The following is a 15,019-nucleotide window of genomic DNA, read 5'->3' on the forward strand; positions in this document are numbered from 1 at the left end:
GGATGGGGTCCGGGGGTGTTCCACTAGCTGTTGCTCCCTTCGGCGGCGGCACGGTCGGCCGCGGCGGGGACGTAGAATGGTAGGGATGAATCCCCACCGAACGGCACCTGCCGGCGCCACGTCCGAACCCAGCGTAGCCAATCGCTATGGCACGCCCAAGCGGGCTTTGGGCAGGCGCCAGCGCACTGCCCTCCTGGCCGCCGCGCTGGCCGTGGCCGTCGTCGTGGCCGGTTTCTTTTCGTTCGCCGGCGGGCCCCGGGTGACCTCGAAGGACATCGCGTTCGAGATCCTCTCCCCCACCCGCGCCACCGTCACCTTCGATGTGGAACGCAACGCCGGGGAACGGGTGGAGTGCTCCGTGAGGGTCCTGGATGACAGCTACGCGGTGGTGGGGTGGAAGTCCGTGGTGTTCGAGCCGGGAGAGGGCACCGGACACGAAAAGGTGCGCCATACCGTGGAGCTGCGCACCGAGGCCTTGGGCACCACCGGCGGCGTCGGTGACTGCTGGAAACTGGACTAAAACTGGACCAGGGGCCCCGCCGGCCGCGACGCGGGCCCCCGCCCGGGCCGCGCCTTCTTGGGGCGGGGCCAAAGTGGGGCTAATATCTAGCGAATACGATCCACCCCGCCGGATGCTGGTGAGGGACCCCGGTCCACCACAGGCGCAGGCGGGGTCTTTGCTTGCGCAAGACTTTCGCGCAGGTGGGAAAGTTGCGTTGGCCGGACCACGGATCGGCCGGCCCGTCACTACCAAGGAGAAGCCCGTGACCACCACCAACGAACCCGTTGTCTGGCTCACCCAGGAGGCGTTCGCGCGCCTGAGCGCCGAACTCGAGCACCTGTCCGGTCCCGGCCGGGCGGAGATCGTGGCGCGCATCGAGCAGGCCCGCTCCGAGGGTGACCTGAAGGAGAACGGCGGCTACCACGCCGCCAAGGAAGAGCAGGGCAAGGCCGAGGCCCGCATCGCGTACCTCAAGGACATGCTGTCCAAGGCCCACGTCGGGGAGGCCCCGGCCGACGACGGCATCGTCGAGCCCGGCATGCTGGTCGAGGCCATTATCGCCGGGGACAAGACCGTGTTCCTCTTCGGCTCCCGCGAAGTGGCGGGCGATTCGGACCTGGACGTCTACAGCGAGAAGTCCCCGATCGGCACCGCCGTGCACGGCAAGAAGGCCGGCGACAAGCTGAGCTACACGGCGCCGAACGGACGCGAGATTTCGGTGGAGATCCTTTCCGCCAAGCCGTACACCGGATAGCGGAACCGCATCCATCGGCCGAAGGCCGGCGTCCCGGGCAGCCCCGGAGGACGCCGGCCTTTTTGGCCGTTGCCGCCCGCGCCGGGCAGGCGCGGAGCCTGCCCCGCGCGCTAGTGGACGACGACCGGCTGGAATCCTTCGGCCCGAAGGTTCTGCAGGACCTGCTCAGAGTGCGTGTGGCCCTTGGTCTCCATGTCGATGGTGATCGCGACATCGCCCATGCTCAGCGCCCCGCCAATGCGGGTGTGGTCGACCCGGGTGACGTTGGCGTCGGACTCGGCGATGACGCGCGAGATCGTGGCCAGGGAGCCCGGGCGGTCGTCAAGCATGATGCGGACGGTCAGGTAGCGTCCGGCCACGGAGAGGCCGCGCTGGATGACCTTGAGCATCAGCAGCGGATCGACGTTGCCGCCGGAAAGGACAACCGCGACCTTGTTCGGGTGGACGCCGATCTCCTGGAGCTTGCCGTCGAGCAGGGCTGCGACGCCCACCGCGCCGGCGGGCTCCACCACCAGCTTGGAGCGCTCGAGCAGGAACACCAGGGCCGCGGCCAGGGAATCCTCGCTGACGGTGATGACGTCGTCCACCAGCTCCCGGATGATCTGGAACGGCAGCTGGCCGGGCCGGCCGACCGCGATGCCGTCGGCGATGGTGGAGACACGCTTGAGCGGAACCAGCGCGTCCGCCGCGAGGGAGGGCGGGTACGCGGCGGCGTTCTCCGCCTGCACGCCGATAACCTTGATTTCCCGCCCGAGTTCGGCGGCCTTGGCCTTGACCGCGACGGCCACGCCGGCCAGCAGGCCACCGCCGCCCACGCCCATCAGTACCGTGTCCACATCGGGGAGCTGCTCAAGCAGTTCCAGCCCGATCGTGCCCTGGCCGGCGATGATGTCCGGGTCGTCGTAGGGCGGCACGAATACCGCGCCGCTGCTCTCGGCGTAACGCTGCGCCTCGGCCAGCGCCTCGTCCACGTTGTGCCCGTGCAGGATGACCTCGGCGCCGTGGTCCCGGGTGGCGGTCAGTTTGGGCAGCGCGACCCCGAGCGGCATGTAGATGCGCGCCTTGATGCCCAGGCGCTTGGCTGCTTGGGCCACGCCCTGGGCGTGGTTGCCGGCGGAGGCGGCCACCACGCCCCGGGCCTTCTCCTCGGGGCTGAGCTTGGCCATGCGGACGTAGGCGCCACGCACCTTGAAGGAGCCGGCCCGCTGGAGGTTCTCGCACTTGAGGAAGACCTCGGAACCGGTGGCCAGGCCCAGGGCCCGCGAGTGCTGGACCGGGGTGTATTCGACGACGCCCTCCAGCAGGGTGCGGGCGGCCTCGACGTCGGCGAGGGTGACGGGCAGTTGGGTCTTTTGGAACATCGGGGCCTTCTGGAGCGTGGAGGGGGCGTGGGACGTTAGGGGGCGGTGGCCGCAGGCCGCGAGGCTTCGCCGTCGAGGTCGGCCGGCGCCTCGCCAGATTCGGACGGCGGCGGGCCCGGCGAGGGCGCCGGCTCGGCCTCCCAGCTGCGGGCCGCGATATAGCGCACCACCGTGTTGAGGATGGCCATCGCCGGGACCGCGAACAGGGCTCCGGGGATGCCCGCGACCATGGATCCGCCGGCTACCGCCAGCACCACCGCGAGCGGGTGGAGGCTGACGGCCTTGCCCATGATCAGGGGCTGGAGGATGTGTGATTCCGCCTGCTGGACCACCAGCACAATGGCGAGCATGATCAGCGCGTTCACCCAGCCGTTGGCGACCAGGGCCAGCAGGACGGCGATTGCGCCGGTGAAGAGCGCGCCGAGGATCGGGATGAATGAGCCCAGGAACACCAGCACGCTCAGGGGCAGGGCGAGCGGGACGCCGAGGATGAACGCTCCCATGCCGATGCCTACGGCATCGATGAAGGCCACGAAAAGCTGCACCCTGACGTAGTTGACCAGGCTGCTCCAGCCGCGGCGTCCGGCGCCGTCGGTGGCCGCCCGGGCGGTGCGGGGCATCAGGCCGACCAGGAAACCCCAGATGCGGTTGCCCTCCAGCAGGAAGAAGATCAGCGCGAACAGGGTCAGCAGCAGGCCTGCGGCAAGGTGGCCGACCGTGGTGCCCCAGGACAGCGCGCCGCTGAGGATCGAGGAGCTGTTGCCCTGCAACTGCTTCAGCGCGCTGTCCAGGTACTGGTTGATCTCGGCGTTGGTCAGTTGCAGCGGACCTTGGGAGAGCCAGGTTTCCACTTGGACGATGCCGGCCAGGGCCTGGGTCCACAGGCTCGCGAAGCCGCTGGCCAGGGTCCGCCCCACGATTGAGAGCGCCCCGCCGATCAGCCCCAGGAACGCCACGATCGTCAGGCCCGTGGCCAGCCCGTTCGGCACGTGCCAGCGCCGCAGTGCCACCACGACGGGCGAGAGCAGGCCGGAGAGCAGCGCCGCGATCATGACCGGGATTACCAGCAGCGACACCTGGGACAACAGCCAGACGATGATGCCGGAGACCGCGATGATGAGCCCGACCCGCCAGGCCCACGCCGCGGCGATGCGCACCCCGTAGGGAATGTCGTGGGCCGTGTTGGCGACCGGCCCCGAAGCGGCCCGGCCGGGTGCCGGCGGGCGTGCGGGCACCGGACCCTGCACGGCCGGGTCCGGCTGGACCGAACGGGTGCCACGGATTGCGAAGCGGTTCATATTCCCATACTTACACATGGGCCCGGAGAAACGGCGGGCATGTCACAGCCATGACCTGATTCCCCACGTGCCGGCCAGGGATTCCCCCGTTTCCAGCCAGGCCAGCGAGTTTCCGCTGTTCAGGGCATTCGCGGGGGCGCTCATGGGCTCCACCGCCACGGCCAGCGGCACGTTGCGGTAGTTCTCCGTCACGAAGATATGCGCGAAGGGGAATGTGCGGTCGGCCCACAACGCCACCCGGCGTCCGTCGGGAGCCGTCAGGACATGCTGGTAGCGGCCGTCCGGGCCGGCTTCGAGCGCGGTGACCGCCACGTCGACCCGAACGTCGCCCACCCGCTTTCCGGCGCGGAAGTCGGTGTCGCCGTCGACATCCTCCTCCCCCACCGGGATGAGCCGCTCGTCCGCGACCAGCCGCCGCCGGCCCCGGACGGTGAGGACCAGGTCCTCCACCGGGACGTCGCCGAGACGCAGGTAGGGGTGGGCCCCAAAGGCCGCCGGCGCCGTCGCGGGTCCCAGGTTCGCCAGTTCCTGGCGCACCGCCAGGTGCCCGTCGGCGTCCAGCGAGTAGGTGGCCGTGTGGCGCATGCGGAAGGGAAAGCCGTGCTGGGGGAAGATCTCCCCGACCAGGGACACGGCCTCCGCGGTCGCGTCCGCCACCGTGTAGCCGGTGTTGCGCAGGAGCCCGTGGGTCGCGTTGCCGCGGGAGGGCTCGGTCAGGTCCAACTGCTGCACCTTGCCCTCCAGCACCCACTTCCCGTCCCGGACGCGGTTGCCCCAGGGGGCCATGAGGATGCCGGATCCCGACGGCGGCAGCTCGTCCGCGGAGAAGGGCTCAACCAGGTCCACCCCCTGCCGCCGGTAGGTGCGCAGGGCGGCCGCCAGCTCGGTGACCGTCACCTCGGCGCCGCCGTTGCGGATCGTGAACTGGCGGCCCGTGGCAGCCGCCCCCGTCTCCTGCCCGTTCATTTGTCCCACCCGTTCATTTGTCCCACCCGGTCATGCGTCCTCCGCGTTCCGTCACCGTGCCGCCCTTTGGCTTCTGGCGCCTCTTCCGGCCCCTCTTCCGGTCCCTAAGGTAGCCCGGCCGGCGGTACCTGCGGCGCCGCACACGGCGGGGAAGCAAAAGGACGGCGGCGGAAGTTCCCTTCCGCCGCCGTCCCGCCCGTTTTCTTCGCGGGGAGGCTACTCCGCCATCTCGCGGATGATCGCGATGATGCGCAGGATCTCCACGTAGAGCCAGACCATGGTGACGGTCAGGCCGAAGGCGCCCATCCAGGCGAACTTCTCGGGGGCGCCGTTGCGCACGCCCTCCTCGATGGAGGTGAAGTCCAGCACCAGCGCGTAGGTGGCCAGCAGCACCGCGAGGGCACCGACGGCCAGGCCGATCCAGCCGGTGCGCAGGCCGAACATGCCGTCAACTGCTCCGGTCAGGGAGAGGACCAGGTTCACGAGGCTGAAGACCAGGTAGCCGACCATGGCGATCATGAACATGCGGGTCATCTTCGGGGTGGCCCGGTACTTGCCGGAACGGTACAGGACCAGGGTCACTGCGAACACGCTCAGGGTGGCGGCGACCGCCTGGACCGCGATGCCCGGGTACATGCTCTCCAGCACCCCGGACAGGCCGCCGATGAACAGGCCCTCCGCCGCGGCGTAGAGCAGGATCAGGACCGGCGAGGGCTCCTTCTTGAAGCTGTTGACCAGGCCCAGCACCAGGCCGATCAGCACGCCCGGAAGCATCAGCGCCGGGATCTGCCAGCCCACGAACGCGCCGGCGAGCAGCACCAGGAAGGTCAGCGTGGTCTTGGCGACCACGTCATTGAACGTCATGCGGCCGGTCTGCGCGGGCCCCGCCGCCGGCTGGTTGTACATGTCCTGGAGCTGCTGCGGGCTCAGCTGGCCGTACTGGCCGTACGGCTGCTGCGCCTGGGTGGCCGACGGCGCGCCGCCAGGACGGGTCTCTTCGCGGTAGGTCCTCGAATTGAAGACCGGGTTGCCCCCGAGTGCCATGCGGATCTCTCCTCTGGTGGTTGTTTAAAGTAGCCTACGTGGCACAACGTCCGGACGCTGCCATAATGTTCCGCGCCCGTGTTTTCTCATGAAACCGTAACACTCCCACCTCAAAGGACACCGTGAGCGAGATTCCCACTTCCCTGCCCCTGCGCATGCTGCACGACCGCATCCTGGTCCTGCTGGACAAGGATGCGGCGGAGCGGCGCTCGGCGTCCGGGATCGTCATCCCGGCCACTGCCCAGATGGGGAAGCGGCTGGCCTGGGCCCAGGTGGTAGCGACCGGGCCCAATGTGCGCCAGGTCGGCGCCGGGGACCGCGTGCTGTTCGACCCGGAGGACCGGGCCGAGGTCGAGGTCGGAGCCCGGGAGTACATCCTGCTGCGCGAGCGCGACGTACACGCGGTGGCCCAGCCGGAGGACCCGGACACCGCCATGGGACTCTACCTCTAGGCTGGCCTCCAGGCTGACCTTTAGGCTGCGCGCCCCGCGGGCCACCCAGTGCCCCCAGTGGGACTCGAACCCACACCACAAGGATTTGCAGTCAAACGTTTCGACCCCCGTGAGTTCTCGGGGGATTTCGCGCATTGACTAGGGAAAAGGCCTTACCATTCACACCCGACATGTGCCACTCAGTGCCACAAAGTGACACGTGGTGACGTAACCGAGCGGGATGGAGAAGCCGATCCCGCTCGGTTACCCCAATTCCGCCCGGTTCGGCGTGAACCGGGATGGACCAGGGGCACACGGGAGGGCATGACGACTTCAACGAGCACGGCCCGCACAACTTCCGCCCTGGCACGCATCCCCCTGGACCAGGCATGGCTCGGCACCATCGACCGGCTGGCCGCGACCCTGGCGATCGAGCACGCGTTCGTCTACGGGCAGGACCACAGGGCACACCTGCTGCGCACGCTCACCCGCTGGCCGAACGGCGGGGTCGAACTCGGGTTCCTGGACACGCTGGTTCGGGCGACCCTCGGGATCGAGGTCGACGCGGCCGAGGCGGTGGACGCGTTCCGGGTTCCGGAATGGACACCGCTCGGGGTGCCTATGGGGCGCCTGACCGCTACCACCATCCTGGACACCGGCACCTTGCGCGAGGCCATGGCCAAATCCAAGGCAGTGGGAAACACGGAAAGTTGACCGCTGGCCTGGCCGCGGATTCTGCCCGAGCCTAGCCTCCGGCAACGCCTCGACGAGCGGTCCGTGCGCTACCGCTACCCCCTCACGGGAAGCTTTTAGAAAGCGTCGTCCATCTCGGTGCGCGGAGCCGCTGGGGCAGGAACGCCAGCTGCTGCTCGACCGCCTTGCGGGGCGACTGCTCGTCCGCCACCACAGAATGCAGGCCCAAAAGCCTGCCGGAACTGTGGGCTTGCGCGACCACGGCCGACCTTGGTTACTCGATCACCCGATTACGGCCTGCGAAGCAGCCAAAGCCGAGCAAGACCAACTCGAGGGCAATGATGGCAACAAGGGCGGGGGTCCATGATCCGGTGATGTCATGCAATGCGCCTGCCGCGATGGGGCCGGCGGCGGCGAGCACATAGCCAACTGACTGCGCCATACCCGACAGAGCCGCAGCCTGCCGATGGTGTCTGGTGCGGAGACCGAAGAAGGACAAGGCGAGTACGATGCACATCCCGGCTGACACACCTGCGATGCTGTTCCAGACCGCGGCCAGCCGGGGGGCGAACATCACACCGATCGCGGCGATGATGAACAGGGCCGGAGCGAGAACGCCCAGCAGCCGTTGATCACGGAATCGCGGCATCAGCGCCGAGCAGAGGAGACTGCCGAAAATGGCGAATCCATTCAGCAGCAACTGGTGAAAGCCAGCTGCGGCGTCACTGATCCCGGCGGATCGCTCTATGGAGGGCAACCAGGTGATGAATACGTAGAAGCCGACTGACTGCAACCCCATGAATGCCGTGATCTGCCAGCCGAGGGCGCTCCGCCACGGCGACCTCCACTCCGTGTCGATAGTAGTGTTGGTACCGCCGTACATGCCTGGTTGATGCTCCGCCGCCTTGTTTCGGTGGCGCAGTTGAGGCGCCAAGACGCCGAGTGCGATGACTGCAAGGCCGGCCCACATTCCCAACGGGAGCCGCCAGCCGGCTGTAGCGGCATCCGCAACTGGGACTGCGACGCCCGCCGCGATTGCGGCGAAGACCGACTGCACAGCCGAATAGGCACCGGTGATCTGCCCTATCCTGGCAGGAAAATCCCGTTTGACGAGCGAGGGAAGGATCACGTTAAGGACGGCTATGGCAACGCCGAGCATGGCCGTTCCGATCCATAGCAGAGGCACTCCCGGCGCAGACCGCACCACGAGCCCCATTGAGAGCAGGATCAACCCTAACGCCAGCGCGCGTTCAAGTCCGAGGCGTCGGGCCAAGCCGGGCGCGACCGGCGACATGGCAGCGAACGCCAGCAGCGGGAGGCTGATCAGTGTTGACGCTGTCAGCGACGACAAACCGAGATCCTGCTGCAGATTTCCAAGTACCGGTCCGACGGTGGTGATACCGGCTCGAAGGTTACTGGCAACCAGCAGTATCCCTGCGATGACCAATGCGGGCCTCAAGTTGCGAGCGGCTGTAGCTGGTGCAGTGACCATATTGCCCGCAGTGACTTTGGTGGTCATGGAATGTAGTCTCCATCGGTTGAGGGCGGTCGGCGATCGGTCCGAACCCAGTCGCGCACAAGCTCCTCAATCCGCTGCGCGGCGTCGGCGGCTGCGTCTGCGTCTCCTGCAATGACGGCCTCGGCGATCGCAGCGTGCGCATCGTCGATGTGCCGAAGATGCCGGGCCTCGGCGGCGAAATCGATGTCAGGCGTATTGAGATGGAGGAGTGCTTGCTCGTTGCCCCCCACCCCTCGGTACAGTTCGGCGAGCAACGCGTTGCCCGAGGCCTGGAGCAGTAACCGATGGAAGGCGATGTCCGCTGCGGCGTAACTCGGACCGTCGGTGGCGACTCGTCGCGCATCGAGCGCTTCCAGGAGTTGTTGACGCTCTTCCGGGGTGGCCCGCGATGCAGCAAGACGCGCCCCTTCGCGTTCGAGGATGAATCGCACTTCAGCAACATCTGCCTCACGTTCCTGGCTGATCCGCCGCGCCAGGGTCGGCGCAACATCACTGGTAGCGAGGACAAACGTGCCGTATCCGGCCCGCGCGCCGACCAAACCGGAGTGCACAAGCGAACGCAAAGCCTCGCGAACGCTGTTACGGCTGACCCCAAGCTCCTCCGCCAGCGCTAGTTCGGTCGGAAGCCGCGCCCCGACCGGAAATTCACCCGAGGCGATCCGGCGCCGAAGCTGAGCGGCGATTTGCTCCGGCAAGGTGGTGGGTGGAGTAATTTTTGGCACTACATGAAAATACCAAATATACTAATGTTGGACAAATAGGAAAAGGGCGGCTGGAGACCTACCGCCCCTCTCTGGTAGCCCCATAAGGCGTTTCGTCGCTTCACACCTAAAGGGCATTCCGCCCCCGGGAAAAATACCGGCATTTACAAACTCGGCTGCCCACCCACCTCAATGTTCTCGGAGGTCGCGCACTCGGTACTTGAAGGGTGGTTGCTCAGGACCCGTATGTACCAGATTCGATATTGCTCAATAGCCCTGTTCTCAAAAGGAGATGACAGCATGGCCGACAAGCCCAAGCGAACCAGGCCGACAGGTCGATCGACAATGTAAGAGCGGGGCCGGGGCAGACCCGGTTGCGCGCCGGGGCCATCGACGACACCGCGTACGTGATCCCATTGAGCCGACTGTTGCCAATGGAGGGCCCGTCGAGCAGGGTACGCCTCGGCAGGTGTACTTGCTGCCGGAGCGCTTCCGACGGGACGCAAACCTAGTAACCAGGCTTGGCAATCGACGGCAGAGGCAGAGGCAGAGGCAGAGGCAAGAATACCTACTCATTGAGGGACGGGTACGTTACCGCGGAACCGGCGCAACAGCATGTTTCCTTCGCAAATGGCGAACTAAACCTCGAACCCTTCGCCAAGTTCATCCGCCCCGCGCTGGGCATTACGGTTGCCTTCGACTGTGAACCATCGGGCCGTATCCACCGACTCCCCCTCAAAGCCCGGCGGCAAGGAGTCGCAGCAGGACTGCCCACAGGCAACCAGGCCCTGGACGAGTCCCTAAGTTTAGGCCAGCGAGGTCGCAGTCGGCGGGGCCGCGGGACAGTGTCCACGTATTCCGGAAACACGTGCATCGTCGATCACCGGTCCCTCCCCGGAATGTCCATGGCGTGCTAGCACTACGGGCCGGGGCATCGGGGCACTGCCGGCCAGTGGCCCGGCTCTGGCATTGCAGCGGTCAGCCGCGGCTTTACCAGCACGGAAAACTAGCCGCCTAGCGGGGGCGCTGGTCCGGAGCGCACGAGCGGCGTCTTGGAACCGCTGAAGGGATGCAAGACAATCGGTCGATTCACCCCGGAACTTGGGCAATTGTCGAGCTGCCTGGCGGGATCAAAGCCTTCTCCCGCAGCGCCTTTTCTCCATCCAGACGAACGCCCGGGCGGTTCCATATGCACTGCAAATGCTCGCCTGCTCCGCTGCTTTACCGCACAAATGACGTTGCTATTAGCTGTTAGTTGCAGCGTCATGCACGACCCGGCCTGCTGGGAATCCTGTCCCGGGGCTGCAAACCCACTGGCCGTGTTTCAGTTCTGGATAGAGCGACGCGTTTCCCCAGGAGGGTAACCGTCGCTGCGTTGTCCCTTATGACTCAACCAGGATCGTCGATGGCTTGGACGCCCAAGGATAGGGCGGACGCTGACCACAACGTTGCTCAGAACAATAATTCCTATTCCTGCCAATTCCTGGACGTTGAGTGTCTGCCCGAGCATGACCCAGCCTGCCGCGGCGGCCCATACCGGGCTGATGCTCATAAATATTCCGAAGAGGGAAGCGGAGACCCTGCGGAGAGCGAGGAGATCAGCAGCGTATGGGACCGCGGATGCGAGAACTCCGCAGGCCAGGGCGAGGCCCAAGGCAGCGTATCCCGGAGGGTGCAGGACGAACCATACGGCCGCCATCGGCCCCCACACGCACGCTGAGAGCAGGTTCGCGGCTGATGTTCCCTGCAAGCCGGGCATGCGTCGCCCAACCGTCCGGTTCAGCAGGATGTAGGCGGCCCAGCAGACGGCGGCCAACAGCGCCAGTCCAATACCCAGGAAATCGCTCGATGGCTCCGGGTGAGTGAGCACGAGGACGCCAGTCGCCGCCGCCAAGGCGCATGCGATGTCGAGAAATCGACGAGATGCACAAACGGCCACAGCCAAAGGGCCCAGGAATTCCAAGGTCACCGCGAGCCCAAGGCCGATGCGCTCTACTGCGCTGTAGAGGCTCAGATTCATTGCCCCGAAGATGAAGGCGAGGCTGGCAACGGGCCACCACTCGTGGCGGGTCATCGTACGGAAATTCGGGCGGGCTAGAGCCGACAAAACAACGGCGCTTATAAGTTGGCGAACCGCCACCACGCCCAAGGGGCCCATGGAGGGAAAGGCGAGTGCGCCGGCTGCAGCTCCCGTTTGCGCGCAGGCCGAACTGGCGAACATTGTGGCAATGCCCGCCACATGATCGCGCTTGGTTCGGGCCGTCGAGGAGAAGCCGCCATCGACATCGGGCTGCACCTGCGTGGGCATCAGGAACCTTCCTCGCATCTGACACGGGAGTTCTTTCCTGACCCGATGGCTAAGAGCCATAAGTTCATTTGAAGTCCTGGTTAACGGCTCGCACGCGCAGGGTTTGTGTCATTTCCTATCACTTCCGTTGACAGATGGCATCCATTGCGGCGCTTCCGGGCTGACCGGCCCTGGCCTCAGACGGGGTCCCACCGGGACGTTAGTCCGTCTCGGCTCCAGTGCAGTAGATACAGGTAGGGCCGCAGTTGTCGTCAAGCTCCACGGAGCTGTTCTCCGCAGCTGCCTGTGTTGCCGGGGCGTTCTGCATTATTGCGCTCATGTGGTTTTCCCTATCTTTCAGAGGTGCTTTGCAAGGTGCTTCTCGACACCTACGGACAACCAGGTGGCGGGAATGGAAATGGCCGCGTATATGGCTCCGGCAATGATGAAGAGGCTGAGGTAATTAAAGGATGAGGATCCTGCCGAGTATGCCTGGCTCATCAATTCGGGAACAGCGACCGAATAGGCCAAGGAGGTGGCCTGGAACAGCAGGACGGCGAATCCCATCAGCGCGGGCAGGGCGATGCGAATTCCCTGAGGGATGGTGACGTAACGAAGGGTGTCCTGCTGACTCATTCCCAGGGCTTGAGCGCCTTCAATCTCGCCTCCGGGCACCGCTGCGAGTCCTCCGCGGATGTACTCGGCCATGTACGCCGATGCGGTCCACGTCAAGGCCAGCGTGGCGGAAGTAAAGGAGCTCAAGGTGATGTCGGCGTTGGGGAGCCCGTAGTACATCAGCTGGAGCAGGACCAGAGCCGGTGCTCCGCGCCCGATTTCGACGAAGAACGTGGACGTCCAGCGGAAGGCCTTGTTCCTGGAAGTAATGCCCAAGGCGAAGACGAGGGCGAGGATGGTTCCGAACAACAGGCTTAGGCCGGTCAGGGCGAGGCTGATCCGCAGGCCACCGAGCAGCGCGGGCCCATAGTCGAGGATGTCTTGGAAGATAGTGTTCATCTGGCCACAGCCTTCCGCATCTTGATGTCGAGGTTTCGGGACAGCATGCCAATGGGCATGCTCAGCATGATGTAAACGGCAGCGGCGATGAAATACACCGTGATCCCCTGCCCGGAGGTGCGGGCGCTCTGCTGGGTGAGGTATACGATCTCCGCGACGCCGATGGTGGACACGATGGAGGAGTCCTTGAGCAGGCCGATCGCGTAGGTGGTGAAGCCGGGAATGGCCACGCGAAGGCCTTGCGGGCCGATGACTTTGCTCCACATCGTGAACCGGTCCAGCCCGAGAGCCTCACTGGCTTCCCACTGACCGGCCTTGATGCCGCCCAGGGCCCCGCGGAAGATCTCCGTCAGGTACGCCCCTGCGACCACGCCCAGACCGATGACACCGGCCCCGAAAGCGCTAAGCCTGAAGGAGCCGGCGCTGATTCCATAGAAGAGAAGGAACAGCCACACCACCGGCGGGATACCTCTGAGGAGGTCGATAATTGCTCGAGTGAGGAAGCGGACGGCTGTCTTTCCGGAGCGAAGACCGGCGAGAAGGGGTAAGGCTACGATACTGCCGATGCCGAGGGCAACGGCGGTGACCAGCAGCGTCATGGGCAGGCCGAGAGCAATGGCTTTGAGCAGTTCCATGCCTCAGCGCTCCAGGACCGCGCGCAGGAACCGGCGGGTACGTTCATGCTGTGGATCGCGCATGATCCGCTGCGGGTCTCCCTGTTCGATGATGCCTCCATCAGCCATGACTACCAGGGTGTCAGAGACGTTCTCGGCGAAGCCCATCTCGTGGGTGACGACGATCATGGTCATCCCGTCGGCGGCGAGTTCCTTCATCACCTCAAGGACTTCGACGCCCACTTCGGGGTCGAGCGCGGAGGTCGGTTCGTCAAACAACATCACCTCCGGTCCCAAAGCCAGGGCGCGGGCGATCGCGATGCGTTGCTGCTGGCCTCCCGAACACCGTGAGGGGTACTGCTTGGCCTTATCCGCCAGTCCCATACGGGCCAGGAGCTCCATGGACTTGGTGTCCGCCTCCTCGCGGCTGCGCCCAAGGATGCGTTGCTGGGGAAGACTGATGTTGCGCAGCACGGTCATGTGGGGGAAAAGGTTGAAGTGCTGGAAGACCATCCCGGCACTGCGCCGCAGTGGTGCCAGGGCCTTGGCAGAGATCGCCTTGGAGGCATCGATGCGATGGCTGCAGATCTCGATTTGCCCCCTGTCGGGCCGTTCGAGCAGGTTCATGCAGCGAAGGAGCGTGGATTTGCCGGCTCCGGACGGACCGATGAGGGCCGTCACGGTCCCCGGGGCAACTTCCAGGGAGACGTCACGGAGGACCACATGATCCCCATAGGCCTTGGCCAGGTTGGTCACCCTAACCGCTGTTTGTCCTGTAGTGAGGGGGTCCGTTGCGATGCTTTGCATTTCCGGGAGTCCTTTCGATGGGTCACTGGGCTGAAGTGCCGGTTTCGGGGAACCGGCGGCGGTAAATGGCAGCCGCGATGGCAAGGTCCTGCCAGGGCATCCCCGTGGTCTTAAATACGGTCGGTTGCTCCCCTTGGGCCTGCTGGATGTCCCGATGCAGCTGGGCCAGAGTCAGCAGGCTGCGTGCATCGGTCACTCCATGGGCGACAGCGTCTATCACTTCCCCGGCCTCCGTGAGTGCGGTCCTGGACGACTCGACGCAGATGCGGGCCCTGGCCATCAGGTCCCGATCGAGTTCCCTGCTGCCGGGCTCATGGGAGCCGGTGGCGACCACGGTGACTCCGGGCCGTACCGATGCACCCGCAAACAGCGGCACGGGCGAGGCCGTACAGCAGACGGTGATGTCCGCTCCGCTGACCAGTTCATCTGCCTCGTCCAGGCCATGCGCCGTTGCCTGGAGTCCAAGTTCCTCCCCGGCCCGGGTCGCAAGGCTCCGGGCAGCTGCACGGCGGCGCGCAACGACGGCCACCCTCCGTACCCCGAAGACGGCATGGAAGAGCCGGATGTGTTCCCATGCCTGGACTCCGGCTCCAAAGACGAGGATCTGCGGGATGTCCCGGTGTCCCAGCAGCCTCAAGCCGAGGGCCGAGACCGCGGGGGTGCGCAGCCTGGTCAGTGCGGCACCGTCGATGACCGCGGCCGGTCGCTGGGCATCCCCTGCAAAGAGGACGTAGACGCCTTGGATGTCGGGCCGGCCCCGGGACGGGTTGCCGGGCGTGAGCGTGAGGATCTTGGTTCCTGCATAGTTTTCCGCCGCTGCCGGCATTTGCAGCAGTTGACCGTGGGGTGTCTCCAGGCGAGTCCGGATACCGTCGAGTTCAGGGTCCAGGCCGGAAGACAATGCGTCACTGAGGGCTTTGACTGCGGCCGAGGCCGGCAGTTCCATGACCTGTTCGGATCCGAGCACGGCGAGGGAAAGGTCAGCGAGGTGCAGGGCAGCGTTGGCGGGCACGGCATGGTCCTTCAAG

General features: G+C 65.8%; 15 protein-coding genes. 4 read left to right on the forward strand and 11 right to left on the reverse strand.

The features are described from left to right. Positions 1–85: 85 nt before the first annotated feature. Both NCCP_RS11685 and greA read left to right on the forward strand, forming a co-directional pair. The gene (locus NCCP_RS11685; RefSeq protein WP_172627384.1) at positions 86–520 is read left to right on the forward strand and encodes a DUF4307 domain-containing protein; all 435 of its coding nucleotides are present in this window, start codon (positions 86–88) and stop codon (positions 518–520) included. Between the two features lie 244 nt (positions 521–764). Further along, on the forward strand, positions 765–1,256 hold the full coding sequence (gene greA, locus NCCP_RS11690; protein WP_149957469.1) for a transcription elongation factor GreA: 492 nt from the start codon (positions 765–767) through the stop codon (positions 1,254–1,256). Between the two features lie 110 nt (positions 1,257–1,366). Here greA and ilvA read toward each other — a convergent pair whose 3' ends face one another. The 4 genes from ilvA to NCCP_RS11710 form a co-directional block, all read right to left on the reverse strand. Further along, entirely contained in the window at positions 1,367–2,617 is a 1,251-nt protein-coding gene (gene ilvA / locus NCCP_RS11695; RefSeq protein ID WP_149957470.1) for a threonine ammonia-lyase, read from the reverse strand. 35 nt (positions 2,618–2,652) lie between these two features. Next, the gene (locus NCCP_RS11700; RefSeq protein ID WP_149957471.1) at positions 2,653–3,915 is read right to left on the reverse strand and encodes an AI-2E family transporter; all 1,263 of its coding nucleotides are present in this window, start codon (positions 3,913–3,915) and stop codon (positions 2,653–2,655) included. Between the two features lie 42 nt (positions 3,916–3,957). Then, the gene (locus NCCP_RS11705) at positions 3,958–4,881 is read right to left on the reverse strand and encodes an aldose 1-epimerase family protein (RefSeq protein WP_149957472.1); all 924 of its coding nucleotides are present in this window, start codon (positions 4,879–4,881) and stop codon (positions 3,958–3,960) included. 216 nt (positions 4,882–5,097) lie between these two features. Then, on the reverse strand, positions 5,098–5,925 hold the full coding sequence (locus NCCP_RS11710) for a Bax inhibitor-1/YccA family protein (RefSeq protein ID WP_149957473.1): 828 nt from the start codon (positions 5,923–5,925) through the stop codon (positions 5,098–5,100). Between the two features lie 155 nt (positions 5,926–6,080). On the opposite strand from NCCP_RS11710, the gene NCCP_RS11715 reads away from it, so the two are divergent. Next, positions 6,081–6,377: a GroES family chaperonin gene (locus NCCP_RS11715; RefSeq protein WP_149957518.1), complete on the forward strand. Its 297-nt coding sequence runs from the start codon at positions 6,081–6,083 to the stop codon at positions 6,375–6,377. Positions 6,378–6,680: 303 nt separating this feature from the next. After that, positions 6,681–7,070, forward strand: a complete 390-nt coding sequence (locus NCCP_RS11720) for a hypothetical protein (protein ID WP_149957474.1) — start codon at positions 6,681–6,683, stop codon at positions 7,068–7,070. Positions 7,071–7,323: 253 nt separating this feature from the next. Here the strand turns inward: NCCP_RS11720 and NCCP_RS11725 are convergent, their stop codons facing one another. The 7 genes from NCCP_RS11725 to NCCP_RS11755 form a co-directional block, all read right to left on the reverse strand. Continuing rightward, on the reverse strand, positions 7,324–8,568 hold the full coding sequence (locus NCCP_RS11725; protein ID WP_149957475.1) for a CynX/NimT family MFS transporter: 1,245 nt from the start codon (positions 8,566–8,568) through the stop codon (positions 7,324–7,326). Beyond that, positions 8,565–9,290: a FadR/GntR family transcriptional regulator gene (locus tag NCCP_RS11730; protein WP_149957476.1), complete on the reverse strand. Its 726-nt coding sequence runs from the start codon at positions 9,288–9,290 to the stop codon at positions 8,565–8,567. The genes NCCP_RS11725 and NCCP_RS11730 overlap by 4 nt, the downstream gene beginning before the upstream one ends. Before the next feature lie 1,303 nt (positions 9,291–10,593). Next, entirely contained in the window at positions 10,594–11,577 is a 984-nt protein-coding gene (locus NCCP_RS11735) for an EamA family transporter (RefSeq protein WP_225873810.1), read from the reverse strand. A 336-nt stretch (positions 11,578–11,913) separates the two neighbouring features. After that, positions 11,914–12,570, reverse strand: coding sequence for an amino acid ABC transporter permease (locus tag NCCP_RS11740; protein ID WP_149957477.1), 657 nt, complete (start codon positions 12,568–12,570; stop codon positions 11,914–11,916). After that, the gene (locus tag NCCP_RS11745) at positions 12,567–13,205 is read right to left on the reverse strand and encodes an amino acid ABC transporter permease (protein WP_149957478.1); all 639 of its coding nucleotides are present in this window, start codon (positions 13,203–13,205) and stop codon (positions 12,567–12,569) included. Before NCCP_RS11745 ends, NCCP_RS11740 begins: the two co-directional genes overlap by 4 nt. A gap of 3 nt (positions 13,206–13,208) precedes the next feature. Beyond that, positions 13,209–13,991 carry an amino acid ABC transporter ATP-binding protein gene (locus NCCP_RS11750; RefSeq protein ID WP_149957479.1) on the reverse strand — a complete coding sequence of 261 codons (783 nt, stop codon included), beginning with the start codon at positions 13,989–13,991 and terminating at the stop codon, positions 13,209–13,211. Positions 13,992–14,013: 22 nt separating this feature from the next. After that, positions 14,014–15,003 (reverse strand): ornithine cyclodeaminase family protein, encoded by a 990-nt coding sequence (locus tag NCCP_RS11755; RefSeq protein WP_149957480.1) that lies wholly within the window; start codon positions 15,001–15,003, stop codon positions 14,014–14,016. Positions 15,004–15,019: the final 16 nt, after the last annotated feature.

The sequence above is a fragment of the Zafaria cholistanensis genome, assembly GCF_008580665.1.
GTDB classification, from domain to species: Bacteria; Actinomycetota; Actinomycetes; order Actinomycetales; family Micrococcaceae; genus Zafaria; species Zafaria cholistanensis.

Coding starts and splice junctions, on each gene's coding strand:
- NCCP_RS11685 (WP_172627384.1), top strand. CDS start 86: ATGAATCCCCACCGAACGGCACCTGCCGGCGCCACGTCCGAACCCAGC.
- ilvA (WP_149957470.1), bottom strand. CDS start 2,617: ATGTTCCAAAAGACCCAACTGCCCGTCACCCTCGCCGACGTCGAGGCC.
- NCCP_RS11700 (WP_149957471.1), bottom strand. CDS start 3,915: ATGAACCGCTTCGCAATCCGTGGCACCCGTTCGGTCCAGCCGGACCCG.
- NCCP_RS11705 (WP_149957472.1), bottom strand. CDS start 4,881: ATGAACGGGCAGGAGACGGGGGCGGCTGCCACGGGCCGCCAGTTCACG.
- NCCP_RS11710 (WP_149957473.1), bottom strand. CDS start 5,925: ATGGCACTCGGGGGCAACCCGGTCTTCAATTCGAGGACCTACCGCGAA.
- NCCP_RS11715 (WP_149957518.1), top strand. CDS start 6,081: ATGCTGCACGACCGCATCCTGGTCCTGCTGGACAAGGATGCGGCGGAG.
- NCCP_RS11720 (WP_149957474.1), top strand. CDS start 6,681: ATGACGACTTCAACGAGCACGGCCCGCACAACTTCCGCCCTGGCACGC.
- NCCP_RS11725 (WP_149957475.1), bottom strand. CDS start 8,568: ATGACCACCAAAGTCACTGCGGGCAATATGGTCACTGCACCAGCTACA.
- NCCP_RS11735 (WP_225873810.1), bottom strand. CDS start 11,577: ATGCCCACGCAGGTGCAGCCCGATGTCGATGGCGGCTTCTCCTCGACG.
- NCCP_RS11740 (WP_149957477.1), bottom strand. CDS start 12,570: ATGAACACTATCTTCCAAGACATCCTCGACTATGGGCCCGCGCTGCTC.
- NCCP_RS11745 (WP_149957478.1), bottom strand. CDS start 13,205: ATGGAACTGCTCAAAGCCATTGCTCTCGGCCTGCCCATGACGCTGCTG.
- NCCP_RS11750 (WP_149957479.1), bottom strand. CDS start 13,991: ATGCAAAGCATCGCAACGGACCCCCTCACTACAGGACAAACAGCGGTT.